This window comes from Lelliottia nimipressuralis (assembly GCF_041464075.1).
GTDB classification, from domain to species: domain Bacteria; phylum Pseudomonadota; class Gammaproteobacteria; order Enterobacterales; family Enterobacteriaceae; genus Enterobacter; species Enterobacter nimipressuralis.
The window spans coordinates 4,538,906-4,555,692 of sequence record NZ_CP167172.1; the positions used below are offsets into that span (position 1 = coordinate 4,538,906).

Genomic DNA, 16,787 nt, shown 5'->3' on the forward strand with positions numbered 1-16,787 from the left:
GCGAGCCCTCTTCCGCCATAAAGCAAGTGTGACATTCTTTCACAAAAAAGCATGAACACGCCTCGTAATGTCTGCAATTGACGCTAAAAATCCACAAAACACACTGGCATAGTGACTGGCAAAGGAGAGACCTATGTCACTGTCAGTCGTTTATACTCGCGCAGCGTTGGGCGTTCAGGCGCCGCTGATTTCTGTGGAAGTTCATCTGAGCAATGGACTGCCCGGCTTAACCCTCGTCGGACTCCCGGAAACCACTGTGAAAGAGGCCCGGGATCGCGTGCGCAGCGCTATCATCAATAGCGGTTATACCTTTCCGGCCAAGAAGATTACCATCAACCTGGCCCCTGCCGACCTCCCAAAAGAAGGCGGGCGATATGATTTACCTATCGCCATAGCGCTTCTCTCCGCCTCTGAGCAGCTTAACGCTCCCCATTTGAATCGGTATGAGTTTGTGGGCGAACTGGCGCTTACAGGCGCGTTAAGAGGCGTTCCAGGCGCAATCTCGGGAGCGTTAGCCGCGTTAAAGTCCGGTAGACATATCATTGTGGCTACCGAGAACTCATCAGAAGTCAGCCTCATTGAGGAAAAGGGGTGCCTGATTGCCGGACATTTACAGGAAGTGTGCGCGTTTCTGGAGGGGCGTCATGAGTTGGCTGAACCCGAAGAGAATCGTATCGGTGTGCCGGAACATCTGGAGGATCTTAGCGACATCATCGGTCAGGAGCAGGGCAAGCGCGCGCTGGAAATTACTGCGGCAGGCGGCCACAACCTGCTGCTGATTGGGCCGCCAGGCACAGGGAAAACTATGCTTGCCAGTAGGCTGAACGGTTTGTTGCCCCCACTGAGCAACCATGAGGCTCTGGAGAGCGCAGCAATCATTAGTCTGACGAATTCCACATCCCTACAGAAGCACTGGCGCAGAAGGCCGTTTCGCTCCCCACATCACAGCGCTTCACTCACGGCGATGGTTGGCGGCGGTTCGATCCCGATACCTGGTGAAATTTCCCTCGCCCACCACGGGATTCTGTTTCTGGATGAATTACCTGAATTCGAAAGACGTGTTCTGGATGCCCTGCGCGAACCGATCGAGTCCGGGCAGATTCATATCTCCCGTACCCGGGCCAAGATCAGCTATCCGGCACAGTTCCAACTCATTGCTGCCATGAATCCCAGCCCATCAGGCCATTACCAGGGCAACCACAACCGGAGTACACCTGAGCAGACACTTCGCTATCTGGGACGACTGTCAGGCCCGTTCCTCGACCGCTTCGATCTCTCGCTCGAAATCCCACTGCCGCCACCGGGAGTGCTCAGCCAGATGAGTAACACAGGGGAGAACAGCAGCACCGTACGGGAACGCGTGATTCGTGCCCAGGAACGGCAGTACTTACGTCAGAAAAAGCTCAATGCGCGACTCGATAACGCAGAGATCCGTCAGTTTTGTTGTCTGTCCGAAGTTGATGCACGCTGGCTGGAAGAGACGCTGATGCGATTTGGCCTCTCAGTACGAGCATGGCAACGCCTGTTGAAGGTGGCGCGCACTATCGCTGATTTGGAGGGGAGTGGTGATATCGCGCGGCAACATCTGCAGGAAGCGCTAAGTTATCGCGCAATAGACCGTTTGCTGCTGCACCTGCAAAAGATGCTGGCGTAAAAAAGGGGCCGCAGCCCCTTTTCACATCATATCAATCGTCAGATTCGGTGTAGTCTTCTGCACCTTCCATCTGCGGCTTACCGCCGGAGAGAGTATGGAAACGCTTTGGTCGCTTAATGCGAGCCATGTATTTGATCCATACGCGTTCTGCTTCAGATTCTGGCTCACGCTCACCACGGCAAACGGCAACAAACAGTTTTTCGTCTTCAGTTGCAGGCTCACGTTTCCCCAGATCCAGCTCGTTAAAGGCATAACCATGGCGCTCAAGCAGTTGCGCCTCTTTGATGGTGAAATCGCCATGACGAGAGAACCCGCGCGGATAATTTTTATTGTCGAAAAAACGATTAGTTGTCGTAAAGCTTTCCGCCATCCTACACGCTCCTAATTCTTTGGCCGAGCTATTTATGGCGCGGAGTATTAGTTACGCTTGACAGAGCGTCAAACAAAACATTTAAATCATCACGACAAATAATTTTGCGGAGAAAGATGTGGATACGGAATTGCTAAAAACTTTCCTCGAAGTGAGCAGAACGCGTCACTTTGGGCGAGCGGCGGAAGCACTCTACCTGACACAGTCAGCGGTGAGTTTTCGTATTCGTCAGCTGGAAAATCAACTCGGTGTGAATCTTTTTACCCGCCATCGCAACAATATTCGCTTAACGGCGGCTGGTGAGAAGCTCTTACCCTACGCTGAGACACTGATGAATACCTGGCAGGCGGCGCGAAAGGAGGTGGCACATACTTCCAGATACAACGAGTTTTCTATCGGGGCGAGTGCATCCCTTTGGGAATGCATGCTGAGTCAGTGGCTTACACGATTGTATAAGTCGCACAACAACCTGCAATTTGAAGCCCGAATTGCACAGCGGCAGTCGCTGGTGAAGCAGTTACATGAGCGGCAGTTAGATCTGCTGATCACGACTGAAGCCCCCAAAATGGATGAATTTAGCAGCCAGATCCTTGGACAATTTAACCTGGCACTCTATGCTTCTCAGCCTTCGATGATGAAAGCGGATCTCAGCTATTTACGACTGGAATGGGGCCCCGATTTCCAGCAGCATGAAGTGGGTTTGATCGCGGCGGATGATGTCCCTTCACTGACGACCAGCTCTGCAGAGATTGCCTGTCAGCAATTAGCCCTTCTCAATGGTTGCACCTGGTTACCCACTCGTTGGGCGGATAACAAACCCGGACTGCATACTGTCTCTGATTCTACAACGCTTGTCCGGCCACTCTATGCGATCTGGCTTCAGAACAGCGACAAGCATGTCCAAATTAAAGATCTATTGAAAATCAATGTGATGGATTAGTTTTGAGAGTCTTGCAGGGACGCAAGAAAGACAGGGTTTTTGAGGTATTCAAAGCAAAAAAAAATCCTTTGCCGAAGCAAAGGATTATATATGGCAGGGGCGGAGAGACTCGAACTCGCGACACCCGGTTTTGGAGACCGGTGCTCTACCAACTGAGCTACGCCCCTAAATCTTCTTGCTATTAAGCCTGCTAGGTAAGCAGGCTTAATATCTTAATAAGTGGCGGAACGGACGGGACTCGAACCCGCGACCCCCTGCGTGACAGGCAGGTATTCTAACCGACTGAACTACCGCTCCACCGAAGACTTCTGTAATCACCGGATTTATGCACCGGTTTACTACTTAATTTGATGCCTGGCAGTTCCCTACTCTCACATGGGGAGACCCCACACTACCATCGGCGCTACGGCGTTTCACTTCTGAGTTCGGCATGGGGTCAGGTGGGACCACCGCGCTAAAGCCGCCAGGCAAATTCTGTATCAACACGCATCTCTGCGCATCAAGTAATCTGTATCAGCTGAAAATCGTCTGTCTCTGCTTCGCCAAAACATCTTCGGCGTTGTAAGGTTAAGCCTCACGGTTCATTAGTACTGGTTAGCTCAATACATCGCTGCACTTACACACCCAGCCTATCAACGTCGTAGTCTTCAACGTTCCTTCAGGACTCTCAAGGAGTCAGGGAGAACTCATCTCGGGGCAAGTTTCGTGCTTAGATGCTTTCAGCACTTATCTTTTCCGCATTTAGCTACCGGGCAATGCCATTGGCATGACAACCCGAACACCAGTGATGCGTCCACTCCGGTCCTCTCGTACTAGGAGCAGCCCCCCTCAATTCTCCAGCGCCCACGGCAGATAGGGACCGAACTGTCTCACGACGTTCTAAACCCAGCTCGCGTACCACTTTAAACGGCGAACAGCCGTACCCTTGGGACCTACTTCAGCCCCAGGATGTGATGAGCCGACATCGAGGTGCCAAACACCGCCGTCGATATGAACTCTTGGGCGGTATCAGCCTGTTATCCCCGGAGTACCTTTTATCCGTTGAGCGATGGCCCTTCCATTCAGAACCACCGGATCACTATGACCTGCTTTCGCACCTGCTCGAGCCGTCACTCTCGCAGTCAAGCTAGCTTATGCCATTGCACTAACCTCCTGATGTCCGACCAGGATTAGCTAACCTTCGTGCTCCTCCGTTACTCTTTAGGAGGAGACCGCCCCAGTCAAACTACCCACCAGACACTGTCCGCAACCCGGATTACGGGTCTACGTTAGAACACCAGCCATTAAAGGGTGGTATTTCAAGGTTGGCTCCACGCAGACTGGCGTCCACGCTTCAAAGCCTCCCACCTATCCTACACATCAAGGACCAGTGTTCAGTGTCAAGCTATAGTAAAGGTTCACGGGGTCTTTCCGTCTTGCCGCGGGTACACTGCATCTTCACAGCGAGTTCAATTTCACTGAGTCTCGGGTGGAGACAGCCTGGCCATCATTACGCCATTCGTGCAGGTCGGAACTTACCCGACAAGGAATTTCGCTACCTTAGGACCGTTATAGTTACGGCCGCCGTTTACCGGGGCTTCGATCAAGAGCTTCGCGTTGCCGCTAACCCCATCAATTAACCTTCCGGCACCGGGCAGGCGTCACACCGTATACGTCCACTTTCGTGTTTGCACAGTGCTGTGTTTTTAATAAACAGTTGCAGCCAGCTGGTATCTTCGACTGGTTTCAGCTCCGTCCGCAGGGACTTCACCTACACACCAGCGTGCCTTCTCCCGAAGTTACGGCACCATTTTGCCTAGTTCCTTCACCCGAGTTCTCTCAAGCGCCTTGGTATTCTCTACCTGACCACCTGTGTCGGTTTGGGGTACGATTTGATGTTACCTGATGCTTAGAGGCTTTTCCTGGAAGCAGGGCATTTGTTACTTCAGCACCGTAGTGCCTCGTCATCACACCTCAGCGTTAAAAAGGTACCGGATTTACCTGGAACCTCCGCCTACATGCTTAAACCGGGACAACCGTCGCCCGGCTAACATAGCCTTCTCCGTCCCCCCTTCGCAGTAACACCAAGTACAGGAATATTAACCTGTTTCCCATCGACTACGCCTTTCGGCCTCGCCTTAGGGGTCGACTCACCCTGCCCCGATTAACGTTGGACAGGAACCCTTGGTCTTCCGGCGAGCGGGCTTTTCACCCGCTTTATCGTTACTTATGTCAGCATTCGCACTTCTGATACCTCCAGCATGCCTCACAGCACACCTTCAACGGCTTACAGAACGCTCCCCTACCCAACAACACCTAAGTGTCGCTGCCGCAGCTTCGGTGCATGGTTTAGCCCCGTTACATCTTCCGCGCAGGCCGACTCGACCAGTGAGCTATTACGCTTTCTTTAAATGATGGCTGCTTCTAAGCCAACATCCTGGCTGTCTGTGCCTTCCCACATCGTTTCCCACTTAACCATGACTTTGGGACCTTAGCTGGCGGTCTGGGTTGTTTCCCTCTTCACGACGGACGTTAGCACCCGCCGTGTGTCTCCCGTGATAACATTCTTCGGTATTCGTAGTTTGCATCGGGTTGGTAAGCCGGGATGGCCCCCTAGCCGAAACAGTGCTCTACCCCCGAAGATGAGTTCACGAGGCGCTACCTAAATAGCTTTCGGGGAGAACCAGCTATCTCCCGGTTTGATTGGCCTTTCACCCCCAGCCACAAGTCATCCGCTAATTTTTCAACATTAGTCGGTTCGGTCCTCCAGTTAGTGTTACCCAACCTTCAACCTGCCCATGGCTAGATCACCGGGTTTCGGGTCTATACCCTGCAACTTAACGCCCAGTTAAGACTCGGTTTCCCTTCGGCTCCCCTATACGGTTAACCTTGCTACAGAATATAAGTCGCTGACCCATTATACAAAAGGTACGCAGTCACCCCATAAAGAGGCTCCCACTGCTTGTACGTACACGGTTTCAGGTTCTTTTTCACTCCCCTCGCCGGGGTTCTTTTCGCCTTTCCCTCACGGTACTGGTTCACTATCGGTCAGTCAGGAGTATTTAGCCTTGGAGGATGGTCCCCCCATATTCAGACAGGATACCACGTGTCCCGCCCTACTCTTCGAGTTCACAGCGTGTGCATTTTTGTGTACGGGGCTGTCACCCTGTATCGCCGGACTTTCCAGACCGTTCCACTAACACACGCGCTGATTCAGACTCTGGGCTCCTCCCCGTTCGCTCGCCGCTACTGGGGGAATCTCGGTTGATTTCTTTTCCTCGGGGTACTTAGATGTTTCAGTTCCCCCGGTTCGCCTCATGCCACTATGTATTCATGACATGATAGTGTGTCGGAACACACTGGGTTTCCCCATTCGGGTATCGCCGGGTCAAAGGTTCATATCACCTCGCCGACGCTTATCGCAGATTAGCACGCCCTTCATCGCCTCTGACTGCCAGGGCATCCACCGTGTACGCTTAGTCGCTTAACCTCACAACCCGAAGATGTTTCGTAAAACACCCTCGTGTCGCGAAAATTTGAGAGACTCGAACACACCGTCATCCTGTTCTTATTACGGAGAACAGACGCAGCGTGTCGTTTCAATTTTCAGCTTGATCCAGATTTTTAAAGAGCAAAACTTCGCAGTGAACCTTTTCAGGTACACTCTGAAGTTTTCTTGTTGTTCGCAGTAAAAGGATGGTGGAGCTATGCGGGATCGAACCGCAGACCTCCTGCGTGCAAGGCAGGCGCTCTCCCAGCTGAGCTATAACCCCATCACAAATGCTAAATCTCTTACCCGTTCATTTCCTGCCAGAACTTACCAAAGGAATGAATTGGTAGGCCTGAGTGGACTTGAACCACCGACCTCACCCTTATCAGGGGTGCGCTCTAACCACCTGAGCTACAAGCCTGCAGAGATTTTTTACTGCTTATTTTTCATCAGACAATCTGTGTGGACACTACAAAGGCAGGTTCTTTCAGGTAAGGAGGTGATCCAACCGCAGGTTCCCCTACGGTTACCTTGTTACGACTTCACCCCAGTCATGAATCACAAAGTGGTAAGCGCCCTCCCGAAGGTTAAGCTACCTACTTCTTTTGCAACCCACTCCCATGGTGTGACGGGCGGTGTGTACAAGGCCCGGGAACGTATTCACCGTAGCATTCTGATCTACGATTACTAGCGATTCCGACTTCATGGAGTCGAGTTGCAGACTCCAATCCGGACTACGACGTACTTTATGAGGTCCGCTTGCTCTCGCGAGGTCGCTTCTCTTTGTATACGCCATTGTAGCACGTGTGTAGCCCTACTCGTAAGGGCCATGATGACTTGACGTCATCCCCACCTTCCTCCAGTTTATCACTGGCAGTCTCCTTTGAGTTCCCGGCCGAACCGCTGGCAACAAAGGATAAGGGTTGCGCTCGTTGCGGGACTTAACCCAACATTTCACAACACGAGCTGACGACAGCCATGCAGCACCTGTCTCACGGTTCCCGAAGGCACTAAAGCATCTCTGCTAAATTCCGTGGATGTCAAGAGTAGGTAAGGTTCTTCGCGTTGCATCGAATTAAACCACATGCTCCACCGCTTGTGCGGGCCCCCGTCAATTCATTTGAGTTTTAACCTTGCGGCCGTACTCCCCAGGCGGTCGACTTAACGCGTTAGCTCCGGAAGCCACTCCTCAAGGGAACAACCTCCAAGTCGACATCGTTTACGGCGTGGACTACCAGGGTATCTAATCCTGTTTGCTCCCCACGCTTTCGCACCTGAGCGTCAGTCTTTGTCCAGGGGGCCGCCTTCGCCACCGGTATTCCTCCAGATCTCTACGCATTTCACCGCTACACCTGGAATTCTACCCCCCTCTACAAGACTCTAGCCTGCCAGTTTCGAATGCAGTTCCCAGGTTGAGCCCGGGGATTTCACATCCGACTTGACAGACCGCCTGCGTGCGCTTTACGCCCAGTAATTCCGATTAACGCTTGCACCCTCCGTATTACCGCGGCTGCTGGCACGGAGTTAGCCGGTGCTTCTTCTGCGAGTAACGTCAATCACTGTGGTTATTAACCACAATGCCTTCCTCCTCGCTGAAAGTACTTTACAACCCGAAGGCCTTCTTCATACACGCGGCATGGCTGCATCAGGCTTGCGCCCATTGTGCAATATTCCCCACTGCTGCCTCCCGTAGGAGTCTGGACCGTGTCTCAGTTCCAGTGTGGCTGGTCATCCTCTCAGACCAGCTAGGGATCGTCGCCTAGGTGAGCCGTTACCCCACCTACTAGCTAATCCCATCTGGGCACATCTGATGGCAAGAGGCCCGAAGGTCCCCCTCTTTGGTCTTGCGACGTTATGCGGTATTAGCTACCGTTTCCAGTAGTTATCCCCCTCCATCAGGCAGTTTCCCAGACATTACTCACCCGTCCGCCGCTCGTCACCCGAGAGCAAGCTCTCTGTGCTACCGCTCGACTTGCATGTGTTAGGCCTGCCGCCAGCGTTCAATCTGAGCCATGATCAAACTCTTCAATTTAAGTTTGATGCTCGTGAATTAAACTTCGTAATGAATTACGTATGTTCACTCAGAGACTTTGGTATTCATTTAGCGTCTTGCGACGTTTAGAATCCATGTCACTTTGAGTGCCCACACAGATTGTCTGATAAATTGTTAAAGAGCAGTGCAACGCGGCTTTCGCTCACCGTTGCGAGGTCCCGTATAATACGTTTTCCTCATTCAGAGTCAAGCGTTTAATTTCGCTTTTCGCTGTCGGCGTTCATCGCTGAACCCCTTCTGTCCCGGCGGCTTGCGTGCCGTTGTTCCGTGTCAGTGGAGGCGCATTATAGGGAGTTCTCAGACGTTGACAACCCCTCTTTTAAAAAAAACTTTCAACCGCCTTTTTTTTGTTCAAAACCGTGCTATAGCGCCAGTTTTTCGAGCGTTTCAAAGCCATATCGGCGTAAGACGGGTAAAAGTTGCTCAGTCTCAGGGGTGAGCGCCATACAGAAAGCAATATTCTTGTCACTGGATTTGGCATCTGGCGCTTCATGTTCAAGAAGCCAGGCAGTGCGCCGGGCAATCGCTGCACCGGAGTCGACCAGACGCGTGCCTTCCGGCAAGACCTCAAGCAGCTCGTCCTGTAATAGCGGGAAATGCGTGCAGCCCAGCACAACCGTATCCGGTGGTTCAGCCATTCGTAGCCATGGACGCAAAATGCGACGCAGTTCCTCCAGCGGCACCGGATGACCATGCAGCTTCGCTTCGGCCATCTCCACCAGTTCGGCTGAGCCGAGCATGGCAATCGAGCATTCGTTAGCGAAGCGGTCAATCAGCTCACGCGTATAAGGACGCTTCACCGTCCCGCGCGTCGCCAGCAGGCCGACGATACCGTTCGCCGTCAGACGAGCCGCAGGCTTAATCGCCGGCACCACGCCCACAACAGGGAACGGGAATTTTTCGCGTAATGCAGGAAGGGAAACGGTGCTTGCGGTATTACAGGCAATCACGGCCAGCGCTAAGGGATAACGCTGTTGGACGGCAGTGACGATTTCCAGGACACGCTCAACGATAAAGTCTTCGCTCTTTTCCCCATAAGGAAAAGCGACGTTATCGAAGGCATAGATGTAATGAAGATCCGGCAGAAGATGCCGAATCTCATCGTAGACCGAAAGCCCACCGACGCCGGAGTCAAACACCAGCACGGTGGGACGTGGATCAGAAGGTGTAGCTGCCAGACAAGGTGTATTCCCGTCCTGCAGTTTGGTAGCCATAAACTGTCTCGTAATCTTTATCGAACAGGTTAGCTATTTTACCACGAACTGTCAGATGTGAGGTGACAGGATATGAAACTGCGACATCCCACAGACTTACGCCACCCATTTTCACTTCACGAGACGGAAAACTGCTGAAATCGTCGTCGTAACGAGTTCCCAAATAACGGTAGGCAAGATTCCAGTCGAAATCCCATACCTGAGTATCCAGCTGGTATTTCACCTGCTGTTTGGAGCGACGCTTCAGCACTTCGTTGGTTTTCGCATTACGCGGATCTACATAATCATAAGAAATCTGATGACCAACTGGACCGGTATCAAACTGTGCCGTCGCTTCAATACCCTCAATACGAGCTTTGTTGACGTTATAAGGACGGTTGTTCGCATCGTAGCCCACCAGATTATCGACATCATTACGATACGCGCTCACGCGCCAGCTCACCGGTCCCGTCAGACCTTCAAAGCCCCCTTCCCACTGTTTGCTCTCTTCAGGTTTCAGATCCGGGTTGCCATACTTCTCGCTATGAATCTGGCTCATGGTTGGCGCTTTATACGCAGTGCCGTAAGAACCAATAATGCGATACCCTTCGACAAACTCCCACGCGGCGCTGGTTTGCCATGTGCTGTGGTTGCCAAAATTAGAGTTATCGTCGTTACGAGCAGCCGCTTCCAGCGTTACGCTATTAAACTGCTGCATCGCGGAGAGAAACACGCCAGTGTTACGCTGTTCATAACCACTTTTCAGGCTAGCTGTTCCTGCTTCGGTTTTCTGCTTCTGCCAGTCCAGACCCGCTCCAATGTTGCCGTGGCCAACAGTGAAGGTGTTCATCCATTGCGTGGTGTATTGTTTCACATCATCCATACTGGACGATGCCGCATAGCGCCCTTTACTCGGATCGTAGTTCAGATCTTTGCTGCGACCATAACCGGCCACCAACTGTGAATGATAAATCCCTTGGTTGTAGCGCAGCCCGGTATCCCAATTCTGGCTATACAGCTGCCGCATGTCTGGCGTGCCGGTCATGTTGTAGTTATCGTCATAGCTATCATAACCGTCATACGCAGTACGGTTGTCATAGCCAAAGCCACGGAAGAAGCCGCTCACGCTGTCGGTGATTTGCTGCTCCACGGAGCCGTAAAGAGACTTACTCATAAAACCGTCGCGATCCGGCTGACGCGGTGCATCTTGCGCATCAATATCAAAACCGCGGGTATAGGTATAGTTGCCCGCAAGGGTGACTTTGGTTTTATCGAATAGCTGCTGGAATGAACCGTCGTAAGACTGATAGCCCTTCGACCCCACGCCCGCAGAGATCTCACCGCCAGGCTGATCGCGTCCGGTGATAATGTTGATTACGCCGCCAATCGCATCGGAACCATACAGCGCAGACCGTGGACCGCGAATGTACTCAAGACGCTGGATAAGAGAAGTAGGGATTTGGCTAAGATCGGCGACATTACTGATCCCGGCGTTGTTCAGCGGGATGCCGTCAATCAGCACCAGAACGTGACGTGATTCTGTACCGCGTATAAAAGTAGAAGCGTTTGCCCCCATGCCGCCGCTTTGGGCGATATCCACACCCGGCAGGCGCTGCATGACTTCCACGACGCTCTTGGCCTGCCAGCGTTCGATATCTTCACGGGTCACCACCGACGTCGGCGCCAGAACGGTATTTGCCGGTTGCTCAAAACGGTTTGCTGTCACCACCAACGAGTCAGCGCTTTCCTGCGCCCAGCCCGAAAAAGCCGTGACGGAAAGCGCCGTCATCAGCGATACTTTTTTAATCATTGTTAAAGCATCCACAATATAAGAAGGATGCCGCAGGCGTCATCTATAGCACGCGATGATGAAACCAAATGCGACGTAACACCGGCAGGTCTTCGGGCTTGGTGGCGTGTGTGGATGAAGACTTCCCACTCGAAAGCAGTGTCTACAACATTCATCCCGCCAGTCTTTACCGCTGCGCGTCAGCTCCAGATTTACACTGGATTCCCTTTTCACTTACAGGAGACCGGAAACAGAATGCTACAATTAGAAACGTATGGATGTCCAGACAGCTATGCATGATTAAATCTGGACATCCCCTGTACAGTGCTTACAATCCCCGCGAAATTGTTTACCACTCAGGATGCATCATGACCCCCGAACACCTCCCGACAGAACAGTACGACGCGCAGCTGGCAGAAAAAGTGGTCCGCCTGCAAAGTATGATGACGCCTTTTGCGGCGCCCGTTCCCGAGGTGTTCCGCTCGCCGGTCAGTCACTATCGCATGCGCGCTGAATTCCGTATCTGGCATGACGGCGATGATCTGTACCACATCATTTTCGATCAGCAGACCAAGTCCCGCATCCGCGTAAACAGCTTCCCGGCCGCGAGTGAATTAATTAACCAATTAATGACGCTGATGATTGAAGGCGTACGTGAAAACCCGATTCTGCGCCACAAATTGTTCCAGATTGATTACCTGACCACGCAAAGCAATCAGGCGATCGTCTCCCTGCTCTATCACAAAACCCTGAATGATGAATGGCGTCAGGAAGCGGAAGCACTACGCGATGCGCTGCGTGCCCAGAATATCAATGTGCATCTGATTGGCCGCGCCACCAAAACCAAAATCATGCTCGATCAGGACTACGTGGATGAACGTCTGTCGGTGGCCGGGAAAGAGATGATCTATCGCCAGGTCGAAAACAGCTTCACGCAGCCGAATGCGGCGATGAACGTGCAGATGCTGGAGTGGGCGCTGAACGCCACCGAAGGGGCAACGGGTGATTTGCTCGAACTATACTGCGGGAACGGCAACTTTTCCCTCGCGCTGGCGCGCAACTTCGAGCGCGTATTAGCCACCGAAATTGCTAAACCCTCCGTCGCGGCAGCGCAGTACAACATCGCGGCGAACCACATTGATAACGTGCAAATTATCCGTATGGCGGCCGAAGAGTTTACGCAGGCGATGAACGGCGTGCGTGAATTTAACCGCTTGCAGGGAATCGATCTGAAGAGCTACCAGTGCGAGACGATTTTCGTCGATCCACCGCGCAGCGGGCTGGACAGCGAAACCGAGAAGATGGTGCAGGCCTATCCGCGTATTCTTTACATCTCCTGCAATCCGGAGACGCTGTGTAAGAATCTGGAAACATTAAGCCAGACGCACAAGGTTGAACGTCTGGCGTTGTTCGATCAGTTCCCGTACACGCACCACATGGAGTGCGGCGTACTGTTAACGGCGAAGTAAAATCTCGTAGGCCGGATAAGCGAAACGCCATCCGGCTTTTTTTCGGCAGGTGGCGCTACGCCTGTCTGCCCTACAACATCCCGTTATTCATGGATTTGATGCTTACGGTTACGCATCTTAATACCAATCCAGAACACCAGCGCCACTGACAGCACCGCAGGCAGGAAGTTAGAGCCGATATCCGGATATTCCGCGCGCACCACGGTGCTATACAACAGAACGCCCAGGATAAAGAACGCGGCAGCCAGGCCCGGTAAACCTACCGGCATGGTACGGTTCTGATAGCGCTGATGCAGGCAGTAAACCGTCAGCACCAGAGCGATAAGCGGGAAGATCGAAAACGGCACAATCGAGCTGAACACGGCTGCAAATGTTCCGTTAATAGATAAGCCAGCGATCAATGCCAGCAACAACGTACCTTTATCCTGACCTGACTGTTTCATTACTCACCTTCGTCGATTTGATGCGCCGACTTTTCTTGTTCCCGGCGGTACCAGTAATACGCTCCTTTGGAAATCATCCTCAGCTGTAATACCAGTCGCTCTTCGAGTTGCTTGCGTTGTTCAACGCCAACATCCAGTGCTTCGGCACCCGCACTGAAAACAATGGTCACCATCGCCTCGGCCTGCGCTTCCGTGAAGGCGCGTGGCATATGGTTTTCGATTTCGAGATAGTCGGCAAGTTCCGCAATAAAATGCTGAATTTCACGCGCAACGGCGGCACGAAACGCGGCAGATGTCCCCGAACGTTCGCGCAATAACAGTCGAAACGCGTTGGGATTGTTGCCGATAAATTCCATAAACGTGGAAACGGACGTGCGGATCACGCTGCCGCCTTTGGCGATACGCTGACGCGCCTGGCGCATGAGCTGGCGCAGCATCAGGCCGCTCTCATCCACCATGGTCAGACCCAGCTCATCCACATCACGAAAATGACGATAAAAGGACGTTGGCGCAATCCCGGCCTCGCGTGCGACTTCGCGCAGGCTCAAACTGGCAAAACTTCGCTCAGCACTCAGTTGACTAAATGCCGCTTCCACCAGCGAACGCCGGGTTTTCTCTTTTTGTTGTGCTCTTACGCCCATCACAATAGTTGAATCCTTCCAAAGGCCTTCAGGCACTATACCAGAGAATAAAATTAATCTGTTTGCATCACTTTGTGAATGATTGTTTACGCGAGGTTTGTGCTCCACAGCTCGAAAAGAGCACAACGATAATTGGGTTATCCTGCTAATGATGTTACTATTCTGTTGCTTTTATGTATAAGAACAGGTAAGCCTTGCCATGCCACACACCTACGATTACGACGCAATAGTTATTGGTTCCGGCCCCGGCGGCGAAGGCGCTGCTATGGGACTGGTGAAACAGGGAGCCAGAGTAGCGGTCATCGAGCGCTACCATAATGTTGGCGGCGGTTGCACCCACTGGGGCACCATCCCTTCTAAAGCCCTCCGCCACGCCGTTAGCCGCATTATTGAATTTAACCAGAACCCTCTTTACAGCGACCATTCCCGACTTCTTCGTTCTTCCTTTGCCGACATCCTCAACCATGCTGATAATGTGATTAATCAGCAAACGCGGATGCGCCAGGGGTTTTACGAGCGCAATCACTGCGAAATTTTGCAGGGCGACGCGCACTTTGTTGACGAACACACGCTGGCGCTGAAGTGTCATGACGGTTCCGTCGAGACGATGACCGCCGAGAAATTTGTCATCGCCTGCGGCTCACGCCCGTACCATCCAACCGACGTCGATTTCTCTCATCCGCGCGTCTACGACAGCGACTCAATTCTGAGCCTGCACCACGAACCGCGCCACGTGCTGATCTACGGCGCAGGGGTGATTGGCTGCGAATATGCGTCGATCTTCCGTGGAATGGACGTGAAAGTCGACCTGATCAACACCCGTGACCGTCTGCTGGCGTTTCTCGATCAGGAGATGTCCGACTCCCTCTCCTACCACTTCTGGAACAGCGGCGTGGTTATTCGCCACAACGAAGAGTACGAGAAAATCGAAGGCTGCGATGACGGTGTGATCATGCACCTGAAATCCGGGAAAAAGCTCAAAGCCGACTGCCTGCTGTATGCCAACGGGCGTACGGGTAACACCGATTCGCTGGCGCTGGAAAACATCGGCCTTGAAACGGACAGCCGCGGTCAGCTGAAGGTCAACAGCATGTACCAGACTGCCTTACCGCATATCTACGCGGTGGGTGATGTGATTGGTTATCCGAGCCTGGCTTCCGCCGCTTACGACCAGGGCCGCATCGCTGCACAGGCGCTGGTAAAAGGCGAAGCGACTGCGCATCTGATCGAAGATATTCCAACCGGGATTTACACCATTCCGGAGATCAGCTCGGTGGGCAAAACCGAACAGCAGCTGACGTCAATGAAGGTGCCTTACGAGGTGGGTCGTGCGCAGTTCAAGCATCTGGCGCGGGCGCAAATCGTGGGAATGAGCGTGGGAACGCTGAAGATTTTGTTCCATCGCGAGACGAAAGAGATCCTCGGGATTCACTGCTTCGGTGAACGCGCGGCGGAAATCATTCATATCGGTCAGGCCATCATGGAGCAAAAAGGTGGCGGTAACACGATTGAGTACTTCGTGAACACCACCTTTAACTACCCGACGATGGCGGAAGCCTATCGGGTAGCAGCGCTGAACGGTTTAAACCGCCTGTTTTAACGCACCGTCAAAGTGGCCATCCATCGAACTGCGGATGGCCTCTGCCAGCTGCTCATAGCGGCTGCGCAGCGGTGATCCTGGACGATAGACCAGACCAATGGTACGACGCGGCTCAGGTTTAATGCACGGCAGATAAACCACACCATCGCGTTTGCGCTCGCGCGGTACGGCCAGCGCAGGCAGCAGTGTAATACCACTTCCCGCCGCCACCATATTGCGCAGCGTTTCCAGGCTGGTTGCACGGAAATGGGTATCTTCATCCGCACCCGCTTCAAAGCAAAAACCCATCGCCTGATCGCGCAGACAGTGACCATCTTCGAGCATCAGCAGCTTTTCACCCGCCAGATCGGACATCGGCACGCGATCGCGGTTCGCCCACGGGTGATCCTCATAGATCGCCAGCATCATCGGCTCATCAAACAGCGGCACTTCGATAAAGGCTTCGCTCTCTTTGACCAGCGCCAGAATGGCACAGTCGAGCTTACCGCTATCCAGCTGCGCCAGCAGTTGATGGGTCTGGGCTTCGTGCAGATACATTTCGAGTTTCGGGAAGGTCTGGTGCAGCATCGGGATAATTTGCGGCAACAAATAGGGGCCAACGGTAGGGATCAGGCCAATGTGCAGTGGGCCGGACATGGCTTCCCCCTGCTGGCTTGCCATTTCCTTGAGCACTTTGACCTCGCGCAGCACGGTGCGCGCCTGATCCACCAGCAGCAAACCGGCCTGGGTGAACAGCACTTTACGACTGGTACGTTCCAGCAGCATCACGCCCAGCTCATCTTCCAGCTTGCGGATCTGACCGCTCAGGGTCGGCTGGCTGACGTGGCAGGAATCTGCCGCGCGGCGAAAATGACGATGCTCAGCTAACGCTACCAGGTATTCAAGATCACGAATATTCATTATTCATCCTCCGTCGCCACGATAGTTCATGGCGATAGATAGCATAGCAACGAACGATTATCCCTATCAAGCATTCTGTTGAATAATACACCACATAGACGAGGCGGTGACTGTTTGACCCTTGAAGCACCGCCGCGTTATACGAGTTTCTCTCAAAACTCGAACAACTAAAGCCAACGTGAACTTTTGCGGACCCTGTGTCCGCTTTTTTTTGCATAAAAAAAGCCCGGCAAACGCCAGGCCTGATTTTTATTGGCCGGGTAAGC

General features: G+C 52.9%; 10 protein-coding genes, 4 tRNA genes, 3 rRNA genes and 1 riboswitch. Of the genes, 4 read left to right on the forward strand and 13 right to left on the reverse strand.

All coding sequences use genetic code 11. The features are described from left to right. Positions 1–133: 133 nt before the first annotated feature. Positions 134–1,654 carry a YifB family Mg chelatase-like AAA ATPase gene (locus tag ACB496_RS21760; protein ID WP_371973761.1) on the forward strand — a complete coding sequence of 507 codons (1,521 nt, stop codon included), beginning with the start codon at positions 134–136 and terminating at the stop codon, positions 1,652–1,654. A 31-nt stretch (positions 1,655–1,685) separates the two neighbouring features. Here ACB496_RS21760 and ACB496_RS21765 read toward each other — a convergent pair whose 3' ends face one another. Further along, entirely contained in the window at positions 1,686–2,024 is a 339-nt protein-coding gene (locus ACB496_RS21765) for a DUF413 domain-containing protein (RefSeq protein ID WP_100778408.1), read from the reverse strand. A gap of 118 nt (positions 2,025–2,142) precedes the next feature. On the opposite strand from ACB496_RS21765, the gene hdfR reads away from it, so the two are divergent. Next, complete coding sequence (gene hdfR, locus ACB496_RS21770) at positions 2,143–2,964, forward strand: HTH-type transcriptional regulator HdfR (protein WP_231275227.1); 822 nt, start codon at positions 2,143–2,145, stop codon at positions 2,962–2,964. A gap of 91 nt (positions 2,965–3,055) precedes the next feature. On the opposite strand, the gene ACB496_RS21775 is transcribed toward hdfR, so the two are convergent. The 9 genes from ACB496_RS21775 to btuB form a co-directional block, all read right to left on the reverse strand. Next, positions 3,056–3,131: transfer RNA gene (locus tag ACB496_RS21775), tRNA-Trp, on the reverse strand. Between the two features lie 53 nt (positions 3,132–3,184). Further along, positions 3,185–3,261 (reverse strand) — tRNA-Asp (locus ACB496_RS21780). A 55-nt stretch (positions 3,262–3,316) separates the two neighbouring features. Then, a 5S ribosomal RNA gene (rrf, locus tag ACB496_RS21785) occupies positions 3,317–3,432 on the reverse strand. A 95-nt stretch (positions 3,433–3,527) separates the two neighbouring features. Then, positions 3,528–6,433 (reverse strand): 23S ribosomal RNA (locus ACB496_RS21790). 207 nt (positions 6,434–6,640) lie between these two features. After that, a tRNA-Ala gene (locus tag ACB496_RS21795) sits at positions 6,641–6,716 on the reverse strand. A 61-nt stretch (positions 6,717–6,777) separates the two neighbouring features. Further along, positions 6,778–6,854 (reverse strand) — tRNA-Ile (locus tag ACB496_RS21800). 71 nt (positions 6,855–6,925) lie between these two features. Beyond that, a 16S ribosomal RNA gene (locus tag ACB496_RS21805) occupies positions 6,926–8,465 on the reverse strand. Together the 16S, 23S and 5S rRNA genes with 4 tRNA genes alongside form the textbook arrangement of a ribosomal RNA operon. A 383-nt stretch (positions 8,466–8,848) precedes the next feature. Beyond that, the gene (gene murI, locus ACB496_RS21810; protein WP_102105806.1) at positions 8,849–9,700 is read right to left on the reverse strand and encodes a glutamate racemase; all 852 of its coding nucleotides are present in this window, start codon (positions 9,698–9,700) and stop codon (positions 8,849–8,851) included. Continuing rightward, complete coding sequence (gene btuB, locus ACB496_RS21815) at positions 9,645–11,489, reverse strand: TonB-dependent vitamin B12 receptor BtuB (protein WP_312156595.1); 1,845 nt, start codon at positions 11,487–11,489, stop codon at positions 9,645–9,647. Before btuB ends, murI begins: the two co-directional genes overlap by 56 nt. Positions 11,490–11,554: 65 nt before the next feature. Further along, a riboswitch (cobalamin riboswitch) is annotated at positions 11,555–11,732 on the reverse strand. Positions 11,733–11,836: 104 nt separating this feature from the next. On the opposite strand from btuB, the gene trmA reads away from it, so the two are divergent. Then, a complete protein-coding gene (gene trmA / locus ACB496_RS21820) occupies positions 11,837–12,937 on the forward strand; it encodes a tRNA (uridine(54)-C5)-methyltransferase TrmA (protein ID WP_371973764.1) in 1,101 nt (366 codons plus the stop codon). Positions 12,938–13,020: 83 nt separating this feature from the next. On the opposite strand, the gene ACB496_RS21825 is transcribed toward trmA, so the two are convergent. Together ACB496_RS21825 and fabR are read right to left on the reverse strand one after the other, a co-directional pair. Further along, positions 13,021–13,380, reverse strand: coding sequence for a YijD family membrane protein (locus ACB496_RS21825; RefSeq protein WP_100778403.1), 360 nt, complete (start codon positions 13,378–13,380; stop codon positions 13,021–13,023). Beyond that, positions 13,380–14,024, reverse strand: a complete 645-nt coding sequence (gene fabR, locus ACB496_RS21830; protein ID WP_129035629.1) for an HTH-type transcriptional repressor FabR — start codon at positions 14,022–14,024, stop codon at positions 13,380–13,382. The genes ACB496_RS21825 and fabR overlap by 1 nt, the downstream gene beginning before the upstream one ends. Before the next feature lie 196 nt (positions 14,025–14,220). On the opposite strand from fabR, the gene sthA reads away from it, so the two are divergent. Continuing rightward, entirely contained in the window at positions 14,221–15,621 is a 1,401-nt protein-coding gene (sthA, locus tag ACB496_RS21835; protein ID WP_371973767.1) for a Si-specific NAD(P)(+) transhydrogenase, read from the forward strand. Here the strand turns inward: sthA and oxyR are convergent. Further along, positions 15,604–16,521 (reverse strand): DNA-binding transcriptional regulator OxyR, encoded by a 918-nt coding sequence (gene oxyR / locus ACB496_RS21840; RefSeq protein ID WP_095283927.1) that lies wholly within the window; start codon positions 16,519–16,521, stop codon positions 15,604–15,606. The two genes, sthA and oxyR, sit on opposite strands and share 18 nt — an antisense overlap. Positions 16,522–16,787: the final 266 nt, after the last annotated feature.